Source organism: Nonomuraea sp. GTA35 (assembly GCF_041950525.1).
Classification (GTDB): Bacteria; Actinomycetota; Actinomycetes; order Streptosporangiales; family Streptosporangiaceae; genus Nonomuraea.
Map to the genome: position 1 here is coordinate 96,133 of NZ_JBGNUV010000009.1, position 17,914 is coordinate 114,046.

Below are 17,914 nucleotides of genomic sequence, written 5' to 3' on the forward strand. Positions count from 1 at the left end.
TGCCATCTTCCGGACTTTCAGGCTTTCCGGCTTCCGGATTCCGGGCTCCGGGCTTCCAGGTGAAGGTGACGGGCATGTCGCTGGGTGACCTGTACGAACCGCTCCACGAGCACCACGCCGATCCCTACCCCTTCTACGCGCGGGCCCGCCGCGAGGAGCCGCTGTTCTACTCCCCGGCGATCGGAGCCTGGGTGGTGACGAAGATGGCCGACGTGCGCCGGATCCTGCGTGACGGGAGCCGCTTCTCCTCGGCCAACACCCTGCGGCCGTACACGCCGCTCCCTCCGGCGCTCCTCGCGGAGCTGGAGAAGGGCCTTCCGAACCGGGGCTCGTACATCACGATGGACGGCGAGGAGCACCGGCGGCGGCGGGCGCCCGCGGCGGCGGCGCTCACCCCGGAACGGGTCGCCGCGATCGAGCCCTACATCACCGAACGCGCCTCCCGGCTCATCGACGGCTTCGCCAAGGACGGCGGCGTCGAGTTCATGGCCGGGTACGCCAACCGGCTGCCCGTGGACGTGATCGCCAGGCTGGTCGGGTTCGCGGAGGAGGACAGCACGGCGTTCGGGGACGACAGCCGGGCCGCGGCGGCCGTCTCGATGGGGCACCGGTTCAGGTCCGAGGAGGAGCAGATCGCCTGCGCCCAGGCGTGGGTGCGCTTCCAGCGGCTCATCGAGCGGTACGTGACCGAGCGCCGCGCCGCGCCCCGCGACGATGTGATCAGCTCCTACGTCGCCGCGTTCGCCCCGGATGACGGGCCGCTGTCCTTCGAGGAGAAGGCCGAGCTCGTGGGCCTGGTCCTGAGCGTCGCCCTGCCCGGCCACATCACCACCTCGGCGCTGCTCGGCAACGGCATGCTCCACCTGCTCTCGCAGCCGGACCAGTGGCGGCTGCTGTGCGAGCGGCCCGACCTCGCGCCGAACGCCGCCGAGGAGATCGCCCGCTACGACACCCCGACGCACATCTTCCTGCGGGCGTCGACCACCGACGCCGAGGTCGGGGGGCGGGACTTCCCCGCCGGCACCGAGTTCGCCCTCTGCCTGGCCTCCGCCAACCGGGACGAGGACGCCTTCGAACGGGCCGAGACGTTCGACATCACCCGGACCCCGCACGCCAACGTGGTCTTCGGCCAGGGCCCCCACTACTGCCCCGGGGCGGGCCTGGCGCGCCGCCAGGTCGAGATCTCGCTGCGCCTGCTCGCCGAGCGCCTGCCCGGCCTCAGGCTCGTACCGGATCAGCGGATCGAGTACCGCGGCACGCTCGACCACCGGGGCCTGCTCGCGCTCCGGCTCGAATGGTGAACCCCGCGGATCAGGGCTTGCGACCCACGCCGCCCGCGATGCAGTTGCCGGCCAGGTCGAGAGGCTGCTTGACCGGCCCGTCCGGCCGCCACTCCGGCAGGTGCACCACGCCCGGCTCGACCAGCTCCAGCCCGTCGAAGAAGCGGGTGATCTCCTTCAGGTCGCGGGCCCTGCCGGTGCCCAGCATCGACAGCAGGACCCCTTCCAGCGCCCGCACCTCGGGCGCGCACGAGCAGAAGTGCGTGAGCTGCAGGTAGCTGCCCGGGGCCAGGCGGGACTTGTAGGTGTCCACCAGCTCCGCCGGGCCCTCGTCGTCGCCGAGGTGGTGCACCACGGCCACCAGCAGCAGGCCGATCGGGCGGGAGAAGTCCAGGAAACCCCGCACCTTCGGGTGATCGAAGATCGCGTCGGGCTCGCGCATGTCCGCGGTGATGACCCGGGTGTTGTCGTTGGTCTGCAGCAGCGCCCGGGCGTGGGCGAGCACGATGGGATCGTTGTCGACGTAGACGACGCGGGCGTCCGGGTTGATGCGCTGGGCGACGGAGTGGGTGTTGTCCATCGTGGGCAGGCCGGAGCCGACATCGAGGAACTGGTCGATGCCGTGCTCCGTCATGAACTTCACGCCCCTGAACAACATCGCGCGGTTGTTCCGCGCGCCACCGCCGCCGTCGGGGAAGCGCTTCATGCCCTCGATCGCGATGGCCCTGTCGACCGCGAGGTTGTCCTTGCCGCCCAGGAACGCGTCGTAGACGCGGGCGATGCTGGGTTTGCTGGTGTCGATCTCCGGAGGCAGGTAGTCCGGGTCCTGATGGGTCCAGATCCGCTCGGGGGACGCCTCGCTCATGGTCACCTTCCGCCGTGGCCAGTGATCGGCATCGATGCGTGCCGCGAGCATAACGGGCATGTCTCTCATGCCACAGCTTCACGTGAAACTTTCATCGAGCGGGGCGAGGGCATCATGCCCGTCGTGGTGGGTGGCGCGGCCGATCGCTCACGAGCGGAAGGCCCGCCTGAACGCGCTCGCCTCGGAGAAGCCGAGGCGTCCGGCCAGCTCCTCGACGGATTCGTCGCCCCGGCGCAGGCTCGCGATGGCGGCGTCCCGCAGCAGGTCCTCCTTGATCTGCCCGATCGACGTGTGCTCCGCGCGCAGCAGCCTGCGCAGGTGCTGGGTGCTCACGTTGAGCTGGGCGGCGAGCGCGGGGTGCCCGGGGCCTCCGGGAAGCCGGCCGGCTTCTTGCGCCCGGGCTGATCATTCTTCTAAGTTAGGCACCGTAACTTAGGGGGCTCACCCATGAAGACCGGCGGGCGCACGGCCAGCTTCACGCTTCGTGACGTGATCGAGGCCGGCACCCGCATCGGCCTCGACCGGCTCAGCATGCAGAGCGTCGCCGACGCGCTCGGCGTCACGACCGCGGCGCTCTACCGCCACGTGGCCGGCCGGTCGGCGCTGGAGCGGCTGGTCGGCGAGGCGATCCTCGACAAGCTGACGCTGGTCGACGACCCCACCGAGCCGGCCGCCGCGCACCTGGCCGGCTTCGCCATGCAGTTGCGGCGCTTCACGCTCAGCCATCCGGGGACTGCCGAGTACATGCAGCGGCTGTTCCCGCGCGGGCCGTCCGGCCTGCGGCTCCTGGAGCACCAGGTCACCGCCCTGGGCCGGCGCGGCTACGAGCCGGCCGCCGCCGTCGCGCTCTCCTCCGCGATGGCCACCGTGGCCATCGGCGCCACCGTGGCCGAGCAGTGGCGGGCGAGCCTGCTCGGCACCCCGGCCATCGACGAGGCGCTGACGGTGATGGCCGGCTCCGAGCTCATGCGGCAGGCCACCGCCGGCATCCCCGCGCACACCCCGGAGGACTTCTTCGTGTTCACCATCTCCGCGGCCGCCGAGGGGCTGGTCGCCCAGCTCCCGCCCGGCCGGCCGCTCCTGGTCGCCGGGACACCGTCCTGAACCCCGCCGAGCACGACGTCGAGGAGAACCGGTGCCCGAGCCGATGAGCCTGCTCCCGGAAGACCCCGCCGAGGTCGGGCCGTACCGCCTGGAGGGCCGGCTCGGGGCGGGCGGGCAGGGCGTGGTGTACACGGGTCGCGGCCCGGGTGGCGCGCTCGTCGCGGTCAAGCTGCTGCACTCGCATCTCATCACCGACGACGCCGCCAGGACCCGGTTCCTGCGGGAGGTGCGGACGGCCAAGCGGGTGGCGCCGTTCTGCACGGCGCAGCTGCTCGACTCCGGGTTCGTGGGGGCCAGGCCGTACATCGTCAGCGAGTACGTGGACGGGCCCTCGCTGCAGGACTCGGTCAGGGAGAGCGGGCCACGCGGCGCCGCGGCGCTGCAGCGGCTGGCGATCAACACCGCGACGGCGCTGGCCGCGATCCACTCGGCCGGGGTGGTGCACAGGGACTTCAAGCCGGGCAACGTGCTGCTGGGTCCCGACGGGCCGGTGGTGATCGACTTCGGCATCGCCAAGGCCCTGGACCTGAGCCAGTCGGTCGCCAGCAGCCAGCCCATCGGGAGCCCCGCGTACATGGCGCCCGAGCAGATCGCGGACGAGGACGTGGGGCCGGCCGCCGACCTGTTCGCCTGGGCCGCGACCATGTACTACGCGGCCACGGGGCGGCGGGCCTTCCCCGGCGACTCCATCCCCGCGGCCCTGCATTCGGTGCTGCACAGCGAGCCGGATCTGGGCGGGGTGGAAGGGCGGCTGCGGCGGCTGCTGGAGGAGTGCCTGGCCAAGGACCAGGTACGGCGGCCCACCGCCGCCCAGGTGGTCGAGCGCCTGCGCGCCCTGCCCGTCCCGACCTGGCAGGGCGTCACGACGGATGGCCCCGCGGGACACGTTCCCGCCGAGAACGCCACGAGCGGGCCCTTCCCCGCCGTGAGCGCCACGAGCGGGCCCTTCCCTGCCGGAAACCCCACGAGCGGGTCCTTCCCCGCCCTGAGCGCCACGAGCGGGCCCTTCCCCGCCCGGCAGACCCTCGCGGGCGACACCGCTCGCCGCCGCATGCTAGCCGTCGCCTCGGTCAGCGCGGCACTGATCGTCACCGCCGGCGTCGGCATCGGCGTGTACGCCCTGGCGCCCGCCACGGCCCAGCGGCAGGAGGCGCTGGTGCCGCCGACCTCCGTCGCGCCTTCGGCTCCGGTGTCCACCCCCTCGCCCGCGCCCACCGCGTACGAGCTGCTCGCCACGACGACGCCCGGCAAGGCGACGACCGGCCCCGCTCCGGCGTCCCCGGTGAAGACGCCCCGCAGGTCGGCGACCCCGGCCCGCGACCAGAACGCGACGCCGGGCAGCAGCCCCACCACCTCCACCAGGAAACCCAGGACGACCACCCCCAAGCCCACGGCCAGCAGGTCGCCCGCCGGCAAGGCCACCAGCAGCCGGCAGCCCTCACCCAAGCCGTCACTCCAGCCCACCACGGGCACGGTCACGTGGAACGACTTCGGCGCGTACTGCAAGGCGCGGGGGCAGACGATGACGTTCGGCGCCGGCTGGTCCGGCATGAAGTGCTCGGACGGCGGCGCGGAGGTCACGGTGTCGGACCTGTGCGCGTGGAAGTACCCCGCCTACGACCAGGCCGTGGGCGTGCCGCCGGAGAACCCGTGGATGATGACGGCCACCTGCAACCTGTCCTGACCGCACGCCGAGTCCACCAGGCCCGTTTAGTCCGGTTCTGGTGCGGTAGGGGCCGCTCGTTGGCGGAACGTGAACGAGGCGGTCACATCCGAACGGCCGCCCGGCGCCACAGCAGGAGGTGACGATCATCCTCGCGGCATTGGCCATCCCGGTGGCGGCTCTGATCGGTCTGATGCTCATGCAACTGCTGGAGGACGTGCTACTGCCTCCTCCCTCCGGCGCCCGAAAACCCGAAGCCACCGAACCGGCACCCGTTGAACAGGCACCCACAGAACCGGCGTCCGCTGAGCCCGCGCCCGCCGAGGGGCCGGCGCCCGTCGCGGCATCCGCGGCCGTGGTCCTCCGCCTGCCCGTGCCCACGCGCCCCTACGCTTCCGGTCGCGGGCGCCCGGCCACCCGCAGGCCGCCGAGCTGTACGCGCGTTCCCCCGGGTGGGACGAGCACGTGGTGTTCCGCGCCACGGACCCGCCATCAGGTGACGCGCTCGGCCTGAGCGGGATCGCAGAGCGGGGCGAGGGCGGCGTCGAGGGCGTCGCGATGCAGCCGGTCCAGGCCGGTACGCGCTTCGACGGCGAGCCGCGCCGCGGCCAGCCCGGCCCAGCAGCGGCCGGCGGGTGCGCGTACCTGTGAGGTCTGCCTGAGCAGGCGCAGCAGCGGGGGCGTGAGCCGGTCGAGCCGTGGGCGCACCTCGGCGGCCAGGTCGGGGTGCCGCCGGGGACGCAGCTCCGGGTGCGCCCGCCAGCGTGCGTGCAGCCCGCGCTGCACCATCTTGCCCGCCTCGATCTGCGCCCGGAAGAACCGCACCGCGGCCTCCGGCGCCGGCCCGGCCCGGGCCGCCAGGACGGCGACCGCGTCGAGCAGGCGCCGCTCGCGTACGGGATCGGTGATCGGGCGGCCGCCGGCGAGCTTGGCCGCCGCCACCTCATCGGCCAGCAGCAACCGCCGCACGGTCAGCTCCACCAGCACCACCAGCCCGGCCCGATCGCCGGGAACCGGCACGGTGACACCCGTGGCCGCGACCTCATCGCCGCCGCCGGTACGGTCGGCGTGGGCGGCGGCCTGGCCGAGCAGCACCATGGCCACCACCAGTGATGCGGATCTCACCGCGATGGTCATGATTTTCCCACCCCTGCAGCGACTACTGTGAGTAATATATCTGTCACATTCAGCTATAGGGGCTGGAATGCAGCTTCACTTCGTCGGCACCGGATCCATCTTCCACGACCGCCTGAGCGCCTCCGCGCTGCTGGACAACAAGATCCTCATCGACACGCCGAACGGCTCCGTCAAGGCGATGCGCCGCTCGCGGATCGACCCGGCCGTGGTCGACCTCTGCCTCATCACCCATTTCCACGCCGACCACTTCTTCGACATCATCTTCCTGCTCATGGAGCAGGGCCTGCTGCGCAAGCGGGAGCGCGAGCTGGTCCTCATCGGGCCGTCCGGGTTCGCCGAGCGCGTGGCACACCTGTTCCAGATCAGCTATCCGGGCACCTGGGAGAAGGTGCGGCCCAACCTCCACCCGCGCTTCGTCGAGTTCGGCCAGGAGGGCGGGGAGTGGTCCGGCGAGGGTTACCGCATCCGGGCCCTGCCCGTCGAGCACACCACCCCGATCGCGCTCGGCTACTCCATCACCGACACCGCGGGCACCGTCTTCGGCTACACCGGCGACACCGTCCTGTGCCCCTCGGTCGAGCAGCTCGCCGGCACGAGCTCCGCCCTCGCGCTGGACACGTCCTTCCGCACCTCCAAGGCCGGCCACATGGGCCTGGACGATGTGGAGCGGATCGCCGACGACCACCCCGGCCTCACGCTCTTCCCCACACACCTGGGCGAGGAGGTCACGGGCTCCGATCGGCCGAACATCGTCTTCCCCGAGGACGGGCAGACCTTCGAGCTCGGCCCGGGCGGCACGGTCACCCCGGTGGCCGCCGCGGTGTCCACGCTGGGGGCCGGCTGACATGCGAGACGGCGGCCCGCCCGCACGTGGGCGAGGACCGCCGCCTTCCGGACTGCGATCGGCTAGATCGACATGGCCGACGAGCCGCCCGACAGCTGCGACAGGTTCGCCCTCAGGCGCTCGGCCCGGTCGCGGATGTCCTGCGGCACGTCCTGACGGTCGACGGCCTGCTGGAGAAAGTCGTTGATCGAGCTCACGACATTCTGGACGCCATCGTTCTGAGCCATCTTTGCCCCCACCTCTCGACTACTTACCGTTATGCACCATAACCCGAGAGTGGGCGAGCATCGGGAACGACGCGCGCTGGCTATTCGGGATGTGTATTATCCCGGTTGTGCAGATGGGTGAAGGAGTCGAGTGGGGGTTGCACTGCTGCGTGACCCTGGGCTGGCTCAGGGACGAGGGGCCGGTGTCGATCCGCAAGCTCGCCGCCTGGTTCGACCTCCCGCAGGAGTATCTGAAGAAGCGGCTCCAGGCCCTGACCAAGGCCGGGATCCTCGCCTCCGCCCCCGGCGCCAGGGGTGGCTTCTCGCTGGCCAGGCCGCCCGAGCAGATCACCATGATGGACGTGGTGACCGCGCTGGAGGGGGCCACGGAGGCGTTCCGCTGCGTCGAGATCCGGCAGCGCGGCGCAGGCGCGGAGGGCGGGCAGTTCCGCCGCCCCTGCGGGATCTCCATGGCGATGCGGCGGGCCGAGCTGGCCTGGCGCCGGGAGCTGGCCCGGCAGACGATCGCCGACCTCATGGCCGACGCGGCCCCCTCGGGTGAGCGCACCCGGCGCAACTACGCGCGCATGCGCGGCTGATCACCCCTCCCCCGCCGCCTGGCGGTCTTCTCAGGACAGGAATGAGGATGTCTCGTATCCCGGTTAGGACCCTGGTGCTGGGGCTCGGCACGTTCGCCGTCGGCACCGACGCGTACGTGGTGGCCGGGTTCCTGCCGGCGATGGCCCGGTCGTTACAGGTCTCCGAGAGCACCGCCGGGCAGTCGGCCACCGTGTTCGCCGTCGCGTACGCGGTGCTCTCCCCCGTGCTGGCCACGTTCACGGCGCGGGTGCCGCGCCGGGCCCTGCTGGCCACCGCGCTCGTCGTGCTGGCGCTGGCCAACCTCGGGTCCGCGCTGGCCCCCAGCTACCCGGTGCTGATGGTCACCCGGGTGCTGGCCGCCGCCGGGGCCGCCGCGTTCACCCCGAACGCCGGTGCCGTCGCCGCCTCCATGGCCGCGCCCGGGCAGCGGGCCCGCGCGCTGGCCGTGGTGGTCGGCGGGCTGACCGTGGCCACCGCGCTCGGCGTCCCGCTGGGCAACCTGGCCGACAGGGCGCTGAACTGGCGGGTCGCGCTCGGGCTGGTCGCCGCGCTCTGCGCGCTCTGCGCCGCCGGCGTGATCGCCGTCCTGCCCGCCCTGCCCGGCAGCCCGAGCGTCCCCCTGCGCGCCCGGCTCGACGCGCTGCGCCGTCCGGGGGTCGTCGCGGTGCTGCCGCTGACCATGCTCGGCATGATGGCCAGTTACGGCCTGTACGCCTACGCCGTCCCGCTCCTGCACACGCTGGGCGCCACGCCGGAGTCGGAGATGTGGCTGCTGTTCCTGTACGGGGCGGGCGCCTTCGCCAGCAACCTGGTCGCGGGCAGCGCCGCCGACCGGTACGGCCCCGTCCGGGTGCTGGCCGTGGGGTACGCGGCGCTCGCCCTCACTCTGGGCGCCTTCGCCTGGGCCACCGGCACGGGGCCGCACGTGCTCCCGGTGGCCGCGCTGCTCATGGCGGCCTGGGGCGCGAGCACCTGGTTCCAGACACCGGCGCAGCAACTGCGGCTGATCTCCGCCGCGCCCCAGGAGACGGCCGTGGTCGTGGGGCTGAACGGCTCCGTGCTCTACCTCGGCATCGCCCTGGGGACGGCGCTCGGCGGGCTGCTGCTGCCCGTGGGGGCGCCGGTCGCGCTCGGCGTGAGCGCGGCGCTGGCCGTCGCATGCCTGCTCTACCTGGCCGCCACCCGCCGCCCACGCTGATCTGCGGAAACTGGACACTTTTCGGCCTGCGAAATGGGCAGGCGCCGCCTCTAACCTGCCGCCATGCGCACAATTGGGCTCATCGGCGGGCTGAGCTGGGAATCGACGATCATCTACTACCAGATCATCAACCAGCGGGTACGCGAACGGCTCGGCGGCAGCCACTCCGCCAACAGCCTGATCTGGTCCGTCGACTACACGACCGTCGAGGACCTCATCTTCGCCGGCCGCTGGGACGAGGTGGGCACGATGCTGGCCGACGCGGGCGGCAAGCTGGAGCGCATGGGCGCCGAGCTGCTGCTCATCTGCAGCAACACCTTCAACCGGGTGTGCGAGGAGGTGACACGCGGCACCGGCGTGCCCGTGCTGCACATCGCCGACGCCGTGGGCGCGGAGGTCGTCTCCAGGGGGTGGCGCAAGGTCGGGCTGCTGGGCACCCGGTTCACCATGGAGGAGCCGTTCCTGCGCGACCGGCTGGCCGCGTACGGCTTCGAGGTGGTCGTGCCCGGGCGCGAGCGGCGTGAGCTGGTACATCGGGTGATCTTCGAGGAGCTGGTGCGCGGGGTGCTCCGGCCGTCCTCGAAGGAGGCCTACGTGGAGATCGTCGCCGAGCTGGCGGACGCGGGGGCCGAGGGCGTGATACTCGGCTGCACCGAGATCGAGCTGCTGATCAGCGACAAGGACACCGCGATCCCGGTGCTGCCGAGCGCCCGGCTGCACGCGGAGGCGGCAGCCGGGTTCGCCCTGGGAGAGCGCTGAGTCAGCGCAGCGCGCGGGCGCAGGCGCCCAGCCCGTACTCGCTGGACGCCTTGACGAACACCACGTCCCCCGGCTCGATCAGCTCCTTGGCCAGCGCGATCGCTCCCGTCACGTCCTCGCTCGGGTGGACGGTGACGCCCGGGCCGGAGAGCCGCGCCTCGCGCGCCATGGCCGGCACGTCCCCGTCGCCCACGGCGATCAGCACGTCGATGCCCAGCTCGGCCACCAGCCGCCCCACCTGGGCGTGCCGGGCGGGCGAGGCGTCGGCCTGCTGCCCCATCCCGCCGAGGATCGCGACCGTGCGGCGGCGTCCGGCCAGCGCCTTGAACGCGTGCAGCCCGGCCCGCATCGACTCCGGGTTGGCGTTGTAGGCGTCGTCGATGACCGTGACGCCGTCGGGCCGCTCGGTGATCTCGAACCGGCCCGGCGAGCGGCGCGTGGCAGCGCTCAGCGCGGCGGCGATCCCGTCGGCGGGCAGCCCGAGCGTGACGGCCGCCGCGGCGGCGCCCAGCGCGTTGGCCACCTGGTGCTCGCCGACCAGGCCGAGCTCGACCCTGGCCCGGCCCGCGGGGGTGACCAGGTCGAACGCGGCCCTGCCCGCCTCGTCCAGCGTCACCTTCTCGGCCCGCACGGCGGCGCCAGGCGACTGCCCGTACAGCACGATCCGGGCTCTGGTGCGCGACACCATGCCGACGACGTACGGATCGTCGGCGTTGAGCAGCGCGTACCCGTCCGGCGGGAGGGCCTCGACCAGCTCCCCCTTGGCGGCGGCCACGTCCGCCAGCCCGCCGCCCATGCGTGACACGTGCGCGGCGCCGACGTTGAGCACCAGGGCCAGGCGCGGCGGCGCGATCCCGGTCAGGTACGTCAGGTCACCCTTCCTGCCCGCGCCCATCTCCAGCACCAGGTACCGGGTGCCGGCGTCGGCACGCAGCACGGTGAGCGGCAGCCCGAGCTCGTTGTTGAACGAGCGGTCGGTGGAGATCGTCGGCGCGTGCGGTTCGAGCACCTGGGCGAGCAGGTCCTTGGTCGTGGTCTTGCCCACGGAGCCGGTCAGCGCGATCACGGTCGGGCCGAGCCGGCCGAGCACGTGCCGGGCGAGCACGCCGAGCGCCGACTGCACGTCCTCCACCACGATCGCGGGCACCCCGACGGGGCGGGCGGCCAGCACGGCCACCGCGCCGGCGGCCACGGCCCTGGCCGCGTAGTCGTGGCCGTCCACGCGGGCGCCGGCGGTGGCGGCGAACAGGCCGCCGGGCCGCACCTCGCGCGAGTCGACCGCCGACGGCTCCGTCACCGGCGCGTGCGGGTCCGGCACGTCGTGCAGGCCGGCGCCCAGCACCTGGGCGATCTCGGCCAGCGTCATCGGGATCATGAGCCGCTCCTGGCGAGCGCCAGGTCGATGAGGCGGCCCAGCAGGTCCGGGTACGGGACCCCGCTGGCCTCCCACGCCCTGGCGAAGACGGATCGAGGGGTGAAGCCGGGCATGGTGTTGATCTCCAGCACGTACAGGCGGCAGGTCTCCTCCTCGTAGAGGAAGTCCACCCTGGACAGCCCGTACCCGCCGACCGCGCGGAAGGCGCGCAGGGACAGCTCGCGCACCTCCTCGGCCACGTGGCCGGGCAGCGCGGCGGGAATAGTGGCGATCTCCGAGTGGCTGAGATATTTGGCCTCGTAGTCGAGCCAGTCGCCGTGGACGTGGAGCTCACCGGTCACCGAGGCCTCGGGGGTGTCATGGTCGCCGAGCACGCCGCAGATCAGCTCGCGTGCCTCGACCCCCTGCTCCACGACGACCACCCGGTCGTAGGTGAGGGCCAGCTCCACCCCCGCCCGCAGCTCCTCGACGGAGGTGACGCGGGAGATGCCGATGGATGAGCCCATGTTCGCCGGTTTGACGTACATCGGCCAGTCGAGCGGCTTCACCAGGCTCCACGGGTCGATCGTGGTGCGCCAGTCGTGCTCGGTGAACCAGACGTGCGGCGTGACGGGGATGTCCTCCGCGAGGAACGCCCGCCGCATCGCGCTCTTGTCCATCGCCACGGCCGAGGCCAGGACACCGCAGCCCACGTACGGCAGGCCCAGCGTCTCCAGGTGGCCCTGGATGACTCCGTCCTCGCCGTACGGGCCGTGCAGCACGGGGAAGACCACGTCCGCGACGTCGCGGCGCAGGTCCAGCGGCCATCTGCCGTGCCGGTCGATGATGACGGGGATCGCGTCGTACCGGTCCTTCGGTAACGTGTCGAGCACCGCCTGCGCCGACTGCAGCGAGACCTCGTGCTCGGGAGACGGCCCTCCCGCCAGCACGGCGACGCGCAGGCGTTCACTCATGGTCGATCAGCCTTCCTCACCGGGAACCAACCCGGTGATTCTGGGTTGTCCGGCTGATCGCTTCCCAGGCCATTCACTGCCCATTTTCTGCCCGAGAGTCTAAGGAGTCCAAGAATGCGCGCTGTCTGGTTGAGGGAGTTCGGCGGGCCCGAGGTGCTGCGGGTCGAGCAGACGCCGGATCCCGTGCCGGGTCCGGGACAGGTGCTGATCGAGACCGCGGCGATCGGGATCACGTACGTGGAGACGCAGGTGCGGTCGGGCTCGGCGCCCATGCCGCTGCCCGCGCTGCCGGTCATCCCCGGCAACGGTGTGGCGGGCACCGTCGTGGCGGCGGGGCCCGGCGTGGACGCCGCGCTGGTCGGGCAGCGGGTGGCCAGCACCACCGGCGGCTCGGGCGGCTATGCGGAGAAGGTGGCGGTCGACGCCGGCCTGCTCATCCCGATCCCGGACGGGCTCGGGCTGCGCGACGCGGTCGGCCTGCTGAACGACGGGCGCACCGCCCTGGGCGTCGCGCGGGCCCTCGCGCCCGTGGCCGGGGAGTGGGTGCTGATCGGGGCCGCCGCCAGCGGCGTCAGCAGCCTGCTGATCCAGCTCGCCAGGCAGGCGGGCGCGCGGGTGATCGCCGCCGCCAGCTCGAAGACCAAGCTGGACCTGGCCCTGAGCCGGGGCGCCGAGGTGGGCGTGGACTACACCGAGCCGCACTGGGCCGAGCGGGTACGCGAGGCGACCGGCGGCGCGGGCGTGGACGTGGCCGCCGACCCCGCGGGCGGCGCCATCGGGCGGGCGGCGTTCGAGCTGGTCCGGCGGGGCGGGCGGTTCGTGGCGTTCGGGGCGGGCAGCGGGACGATGACGTCGATCCCCGAGGAGGAGGCGGCCGGGCGGGGCGTCACCCTGGTGCCGATGGGCGCGGCCTTCCCGTCGCCGGCGGCCACGTACGAGCTGTCGGTGCGGGCGCTGGCCGAGGGCGCCGCCGGGCGGCTGCGGCCGGTGATCGGCCAGACGTTCCCGCTGGAGCGGGCCGCCGACGCGCACGCGGCCATCGGCAGGCGGGCCACGCTCGGCAAGACGCTGCTGATCCCCTGAGGGGCCGGCGTGCCGCGCCCGAGCCGCCTCGCCGCGGCCGGCCGCCCCCGGCTCCTCATCCGGGAAGGACCTGCGCCCGCCCGGGCCGCTGCGGGGCGGGCCCGGCGTCCTCGGACGCGTGCCCGGGCGGCGGTTCGGCGGGCCCGGCCTCCCTCTCGGACGCGTGCCCGGCAGCCGGCCCCGGCTCGGCTGCCGGGCGCCGGCCGGCCGTGACCGGCTCGATGAGCTCCTCCATCGTGCAGTCGAGGATGTCCAGCAGGGCCATCAGCACGTGCAGGTTGAGCCGCACCGGCCGCTCGGCGACCAGCCGGTAGACCTGGCTCTGCGACAGCCGGAACCCCCGCTCCGCGAGCAGGGGCCGCAGGTCCGTGGTGGCGTACATGCCGCGGACGGCCATCACCTTCCGCAGGTGCCAGCGGTAGTCCAAACGCACATCCGTTCCTTGTCTCGGCCCGGGCGGGCGCGGCGCTGCCGAGGCGGGCCCGCGCTCCCCACGTGCATCGGAGCGTGGCACGGCGGGCTGGCCAGAGTCATGACCGTTTCCTGCCCGGTCGTTGTCCATGTGGCGGCTACCAGCCCGGCGTTTGCCGATCTCGGATCCGGGGCATCCCCGTTGCCGCCGAGCCCTCAGCCGCCGCTGCGCTCGCATCTCGCCATCAGGAGCTGATCAGCGTGGGAAACAACGCCCGGCGCGAGCTCGAATGGCCGGCCGGCCTCGACGTCGGCAACCTGCTGGAGTCGGGGTGGCGGCCGACGCCGTTCCGGCAGTTCATCCTGAAGCTGCACAGCCGCTGCAACCTGGCCTGCGACTACTGCTACGTCTACGAGATGGCCGACCAGGGCTGGCGCGGCCAGCCGCGCCGCATGTCCAAGGCGACGATCGACCGGGTGGCCGCGCGCGTCGCCGAGCACGCCGAGGCGCACGGCATGCGGAACGTCGAGATCGTCCTGCACGGCGGCGAGCCGCTGCTCGCGGGCGTCGAGCACACCCGCTACGCGGTGAACCGGCTGCGTGCCGAGCTCGGCGACGGCGTCACGGCGACCGTCCGGGTGCAGACCAACGGGGTGCTGCTCAACGAGGCGTTCCTGCGGCTGTTCGCCGAGCTCGACGTGCGGGTGGGTGTCAGCCTGGACGGCGACGAGGAGGGGCACGACCGCCATCGCCGCCGCGCGCAGGGCACCGGCACCTACGCCGAGGTGCGGGCCGGGCTGGAACGCCTGACCGCGCCCGCGTACCGGCACCTGTTCAGCGGCCTGCTGTGCACGCTGGACCTGGCGAGCGACCCGGTCGTCACGTACGAGGCGCTGCTGCGGTTCGGCCCGCCGGTGGTGGACTTCCTGCTGCCGCACGGCAACTGGGACACCCCGCCGCCCGGCTGGTCGCGGGACGGCACGCCGTACGGCGACTGGCTCGTAGCCGTCTTCGACCGCTGGTACCAGGCCCCGGAGCAGGAGACGCAGGTCCGGCTGTTCAGCGAGATCATCCGCCTGCTCCTCGGCCGGCCGTCGCGCAGCGAGGCGATCGGCCTGTCACCGGTGGCGGTCGTGGTGGTGGAGACGGACGGCAGCATCGAGCAGGTGGACACGCTGAAGTCGGCCTACGACGGGGCCACGGTGACCATGCTGCACGTGCTGCGCGACTCGTTCGACACGGCGCTCTTCCTGCCTTCGGTGGCGGCGCGGCAGATCGGCGAGCAGGCGCTGTCGGCCCGCTGCTCCTCGTGCGCGATCGCCCGCGTCTGCGGCGGCGGCCTCTACCCGCACCGGTACCGCTCCGGCGCGGGCTTCCGCAACCCCTCCGTCTACTGCCGCGACCTGTACCGGCTGATCACGCACATCCGGCGGCTCGTGGCCGATGACGTGGCGCTCCTGACCGGCGCTCCCGGCTGAGCGACTAGATCGGCGGCGGGTCGAAGTCGAGGTCGAGATGGCGCCCTTCGGCCGCCGCCAGCGCGTCGGGATGCTCGCGCCCGAGCGTCTCCTCGTAGCGCCGCATCGTCTCGTCGAACAATCGCTTGGCCTCGTCGCCCCGGCCGGCGGCGGACAGGTCGGTGGCCAGGTTGGCGGCGGCGGCCAGCGAGGCCGGATGGTGCTCGCCCAGCAGACCGCGCAGCCGCCGCAGCGACTCCTCACCAAGGCGGCAGGCCCGGTCGAACTCGCCCAGCTCGGCCAGATCGCCGGCCAGGTTGACCGCGACGGTGAGCACGTAGTGGTGGTCGCGCCCGAACCTGGCCTCCAGCCCGGCCAGCGCCTGCTCGTTCAGCTCGTACGCCAGCGCGGGCTCGCCCCGCAGCCGCTCCAGCAGCGCCACGTTGCTGATGCAGCCGTGGTGGTACGGGTGCTCGGAGCTGTAGACCCTGGCGTAGCGGTCCATGGTGTCCTTGGCGAGCCTGTAGGCGTCCTCCACCAGGTCGTTGCTGCGCAGGGAGTTGGCCAGGCAGGTGGCCGCGGCCAGCGTGCCCGGGTGGTTGAGGTCGTAGATGCGCACGTATCGCCCGTGCACGTCCCGCGCCAGCTCCAGGCCCTCCTCCCGCTCGCCCGCCCGCTGCAGGGCGATGGCCAGGTCCTTCTGCACGAGGAGCACGCGCGGGTGGTCGGCGTCGAGATGCTGCCGCCCGTAGCCGAGCGCGTCCCTGCCCACGTCGCACGCCTCGTTGTAGTCGCCGCACTGCCTGACCGACCGGGCCAGGCTGGCCCACAGGTTGAGGAAGGTGCCCCTGCTCACCCTGCTCTCGTTGGCCTGGGCCGCGCGGTACGCCTCCTCCAGCAGCGCCTGCGAGGTCCGGTAGTCGCTGGTGAGGCCGTAGTCGAGCGCCAGGTTGTTGATCGCCCGCAGCGTCTGCACGTCGTCGGAGCCGAGCACGGCCCGGTGCCGCTCCACCGACTCCTTGTCGTGCTCTCTGGCGTCGATGAACCGGCCGCGCCCGCGCAGGTCGGCGCCGATGCCGTTGAGCAGGATCAGGACCTCGCGGTGGTCGGGCCCCAGCACCTCGCGCATCGTGGCCAGCGTCGCCGTGTTGAGCTCGTACGCGTCGGCGTAGCGGCCGAACTCGCGCAGCATGTCGCCCTTGACGCGTTGCGCCCGCAGCACGTCGGGGTCCGTGGCCCCGGAGTCGCGGGACCACTGCCGCACGAACGCGTCGGCGTACCTGCTGGCGGTGCGGTAGTCGCCCGACGAGGCCAGGGCGCCCAGCATGTCGTGCGCGAACGACCGGACGTCCGCCCGGGTGCTCTGCGCCATCTCCGCCGGGTCCACGTGGGCGAGCAGCGCCTGGTAGCGCGGCCAGTTCGCGGGGATGTCGGCGCCCGCGGGGGCCGCCTCGACGATGAGGGAGTGCACCTCGGAGCGGATCTCGTCCTGCAGCGGCGCCGGCAGCTCCTCCCTCAGCAGCGCCTGGATCAGCCGGTGGACCTGGAGCGTGCGCTCGTCGGGGTCGATGCGCACCAGCGCGTAGCGCGCCAGCGTCGCGATGGCCTTGCTCAGCCGGATGGGCGTGGCGAGCAGCTGGGCCAGCTCGGGCCGCACCGGGCCCTTGACCGGGCGGAAGGCGTCGCGCGGGATGGGCTCGGGGCCGAAGAACGCGCAGGTGCGCAGCAGCTCCATGGCTTCCGGCAGGTGCTCGCGCAGCTTGGTGACCGACAGCCGCCAGGCCGTCGTCATCGACCAGGGGTACTCCCGGGGCTTGCCCTCCTCCAGGAGGCTGGAGGCGTGCTGCTCGAACAGGCGCAGGTACTCCTGCGCGGACATGCCGGTCTCGACCTGGAGGGCGGCCGCCTGCTCCAGCGCCAGCGGCAGGTCGCCGAGCGCCTCCGCCAGCCTGTCGGCCTCCTCGACCGTGACCGACGGCACGCGCTTGGCGAGGAACTCCATGCTCTCCTTGCGCGGGAAGACGTCCACGGCGATCGTCTCGTAGACGCCGGCCCAGCGGTGGTTTCGCGAGGTGACCAGGACGTCGCCGGGGCCCGGCGGGATGAGCTCGCCGAAGTCCTCGGGCTGGTCGGCGTTGTCGAAGATGAGCAGCCAGCGGGCGTACGGCTCGCCCCTGCGCAGGGCGTCGAGCACGGCGTTGGCGGCGTCCTCGATGCCCGCCGTCGTGGCGTCGGGCACGCCCAGCTTCGGCGCGAGCTGCGCCAGGGTCGCACGGACCAGGCCGGGCTGGTCGGCGGGGATCCACCAGACGACGTCATAGCTGTCGCGGAAGCGGTAGGCGTACTCGATGGCCATCTGCGTCTTGCCGACGCCGCCCAGGCCGTGCAGGGTGTGCGGCACCACCGCTGTGACGTTGTCGCCGATGCCCGTGTGCAGCCTGTTGAGCAGGGTCTCCCGCCCGGTGAAGTTCTTGTTCCGCGGGGGCACTTTCCACACCGTCGGAAAATCACGTGGTGACCGCTCCGTGGTGGACGGCTCTGAAACCATCACGCGTTCCGCCTCCCGTCCACTCGACCCGATGACGTTTTCGTTCGATGGATTGCGACCGCAAAGGCATGGGGAAGTAATGATGACGAGCACCATCCTAACCGTCCGGACCGGCCCCGCAGCGGTAGAGTCAGACGAAGACTGAGAGCACCGGATTAATGGCTCCACGAAAGTCCTGATCAATTTCAACGGGGCGGGGCCGCCGCCGGCGACTCATGGCCACGAGGGAGCGCTCATGCGACCGCAGCTTTCCGTACGACAGGGCGACCTGGTCGACGTCTCCGCACTCTCCCCCGTCCACCTGCGCGAACTCGGCGACTCCGCCCTGGGCACGGCCTTGCGCGAGTTGTTCGAGCACGGCCGGGAGCAGGAGGACGTGTACGCGGCATTCGACAACAGCACGCCTCCCGCGCGCGCGGGGAACTGACCT

17 protein-coding genes and 1 pseudogene are annotated in these 17,914 nt (G+C 72.6%); 10 read left to right on the plus strand and 8 right to left on the minus strand.

What is annotated here, in order from left to right:
* The first annotated feature begins 74 nt into the window (after window positions 1–74).
* A complete protein-coding gene (locus ACBJ32_RS34800) occupies window positions 75–1,301 on the plus strand; it encodes a cytochrome P450 (protein ID WP_375130360.1) in 1,227 nt (408 codons plus the stop codon).
* A gap of 10 nt (window positions 1,302–1,311) precedes the next feature.
* Here the strand turns inward: ACBJ32_RS34800 and ACBJ32_RS34805 are convergent, their stop codons facing one another.
* Window positions 1,312–2,145, minus strand: coding sequence for an SAM-dependent methyltransferase (locus tag ACBJ32_RS34805; RefSeq protein WP_375130361.1), 834 nt, complete (start codon window positions 2,143–2,145; stop codon window positions 1,312–1,314).
* A 147-nt stretch (window positions 2,146–2,292) separates the two neighbouring features.
* Window positions 2,293–2,484 (minus strand): annotated as a pseudogene (locus ACBJ32_RS34810) (helix-turn-helix domain-containing protein); the annotation flags it as partial.
* Window positions 2,485–2,592: 108 nt separating this feature from the next.
* Here ACBJ32_RS34810 and ACBJ32_RS34815 point away from each other — a divergent pair.
* Together ACBJ32_RS34815 and ACBJ32_RS34820 are read left to right on the plus strand one after the other, a co-directional pair.
* Window positions 2,593–3,249 (plus strand): TetR/AcrR family transcriptional regulator, encoded by a 657-nt coding sequence (locus ACBJ32_RS34815; RefSeq protein WP_375130362.1) that lies wholly within the window; start codon window positions 2,593–2,595, stop codon window positions 3,247–3,249.
* Window positions 3,250–3,280: 31 nt separating this feature from the next.
* The gene (locus ACBJ32_RS34820) at window positions 3,281–4,933 is read left to right on the plus strand and encodes a serine/threonine protein kinase (protein WP_375130363.1); all 1,653 of its coding nucleotides are present in this window, start codon (window positions 3,281–3,283) and stop codon (window positions 4,931–4,933) included.
* A gap of 471 nt (window positions 4,934–5,404) precedes the next feature.
* On the opposite strand, the gene aroQ is transcribed toward ACBJ32_RS34820, so the two are convergent.
* Window positions 5,405–6,049, minus strand: coding sequence for a gamma subclass chorismate mutase AroQ (aroQ, locus tag ACBJ32_RS34825; RefSeq protein ID WP_375130364.1), 645 nt, complete (start codon window positions 6,047–6,049; stop codon window positions 5,405–5,407).
* 67 nt (window positions 6,050–6,116) lie between these two features.
* On the opposite strand from aroQ, the gene ACBJ32_RS34830 reads away from it, so the two are divergent.
* A complete protein-coding gene (locus ACBJ32_RS34830) occupies window positions 6,117–6,893 on the plus strand; it encodes an MBL fold metallo-hydrolase (protein ID WP_375130365.1) in 777 nt (258 codons plus the stop codon).
* 62 nt (window positions 6,894–6,955) lie between these two features.
* Here ACBJ32_RS34830 and ACBJ32_RS34835 read toward each other — a convergent pair whose 3' ends face one another.
* Window positions 6,956–7,120 (minus strand): hypothetical protein, encoded by a 165-nt coding sequence (locus ACBJ32_RS34835; protein WP_357882013.1) that lies wholly within the window; start codon window positions 7,118–7,120, stop codon window positions 6,956–6,958.
* Between the two features lie 113 nt (window positions 7,121–7,233).
* On the opposite strand from ACBJ32_RS34835, the gene ACBJ32_RS34840 reads away from it, so the two are divergent.
* From ACBJ32_RS34840 to ACBJ32_RS34850, 3 genes are all read left to right on the plus strand, one after another.
* Window positions 7,234–7,698, plus strand: coding sequence for an RrF2 family transcriptional regulator (locus ACBJ32_RS34840; protein ID WP_375130366.1), 465 nt, complete (start codon window positions 7,234–7,236; stop codon window positions 7,696–7,698).
* 47 nt (window positions 7,699–7,745) lie between these two features.
* Entirely contained in the window at window positions 7,746–8,897 is a 1,152-nt protein-coding gene (locus ACBJ32_RS34845; protein ID WP_375130367.1) for an MFS transporter, read from the plus strand.
* Between the two features lie 63 nt (window positions 8,898–8,960).
* Entirely contained in the window at window positions 8,961–9,656 is a 696-nt protein-coding gene (locus ACBJ32_RS34850; RefSeq protein WP_357882019.1) for an aspartate/glutamate racemase family protein, read from the plus strand.
* 1 nt (window position 9,657) lies between these two features.
* On the opposite strand, the gene murF is transcribed toward ACBJ32_RS34850, so the two are convergent.
* Together murF and ACBJ32_RS34860 are read right to left on the minus strand one after the other, a co-directional pair.
* Window positions 9,658–11,031: a UDP-N-acetylmuramoyl-tripeptide--D-alanyl-D-alanine ligase gene (murF, locus tag ACBJ32_RS34855; RefSeq protein ID WP_375130368.1), complete on the minus strand. Its 1,374-nt coding sequence runs from the start codon at window positions 11,029–11,031 to the stop codon at window positions 9,658–9,660.
* The gene (locus ACBJ32_RS34860; RefSeq protein ID WP_357882022.1) at window positions 11,028–11,984 is read right to left on the minus strand and encodes a D-alanine--D-alanine ligase family protein; all 957 of its coding nucleotides are present in this window, start codon (window positions 11,982–11,984) and stop codon (window positions 11,028–11,030) included. Before ACBJ32_RS34860 ends, murF begins: the two co-directional genes overlap by 4 nt.
* Before the next feature lie 114 nt (window positions 11,985–12,098).
* Here ACBJ32_RS34860 and ACBJ32_RS34865 point away from each other — a divergent pair, with 114 nt between their 5' ends.
* Window positions 12,099–13,067, plus strand: a complete 969-nt coding sequence (locus tag ACBJ32_RS34865; RefSeq protein ID WP_375130369.1) for a zinc-binding dehydrogenase — start codon at window positions 12,099–12,101, stop codon at window positions 13,065–13,067.
* Between the two features lie 55 nt (window positions 13,068–13,122).
* Here the strand turns inward: ACBJ32_RS34865 and ACBJ32_RS34870 are convergent, their stop codons facing one another.
* Window positions 13,123–13,500, minus strand: coding sequence for a helix-turn-helix domain-containing protein (locus ACBJ32_RS34870; protein ID WP_375130370.1), 378 nt, complete (start codon window positions 13,498–13,500; stop codon window positions 13,123–13,125).
* A gap of 239 nt (window positions 13,501–13,739) precedes the next feature.
* Here ACBJ32_RS34870 and ACBJ32_RS34875 point away from each other — a divergent pair, with 239 nt between their 5' ends.
* Window positions 13,740–14,957 carry an FxsB family cyclophane-forming radical SAM/SPASM peptide maturase gene (locus tag ACBJ32_RS34875; RefSeq protein ID WP_375130371.1) on the plus strand — a complete coding sequence of 406 codons (1,218 nt, stop codon included), beginning with the start codon at window positions 13,740–13,742 and terminating at the stop codon, window positions 14,955–14,957.
* Window positions 14,958–14,961: 4 nt separating this feature from the next.
* Here ACBJ32_RS34875 and fxsT read toward each other — a convergent pair whose 3' ends face one another.
* Window positions 14,962–17,424: an FxSxx-COOH system tetratricopeptide repeat protein gene (gene fxsT, locus ACBJ32_RS34880; RefSeq protein ID WP_375130372.1), complete on the minus strand. Its 2,463-nt coding sequence runs from the start codon at window positions 17,422–17,424 to the stop codon at window positions 14,962–14,964.
* Window positions 17,425–17,719: 295 nt separating this feature from the next.
* Here fxsT and fxsA point away from each other — a divergent pair, with 295 nt between their 5' ends.
* On the plus strand, window positions 17,720–17,911 hold the full coding sequence (gene fxsA, locus ACBJ32_RS34885) for an FxSxx-COOH cyclophane-containing RiPP peptide (RefSeq protein ID WP_375130373.1): 192 nt from the start codon (window positions 17,720–17,722) through the stop codon (window positions 17,909–17,911).
* The last annotated feature ends 3 nt before the right edge of the window (window positions 17,912–17,914 follow it).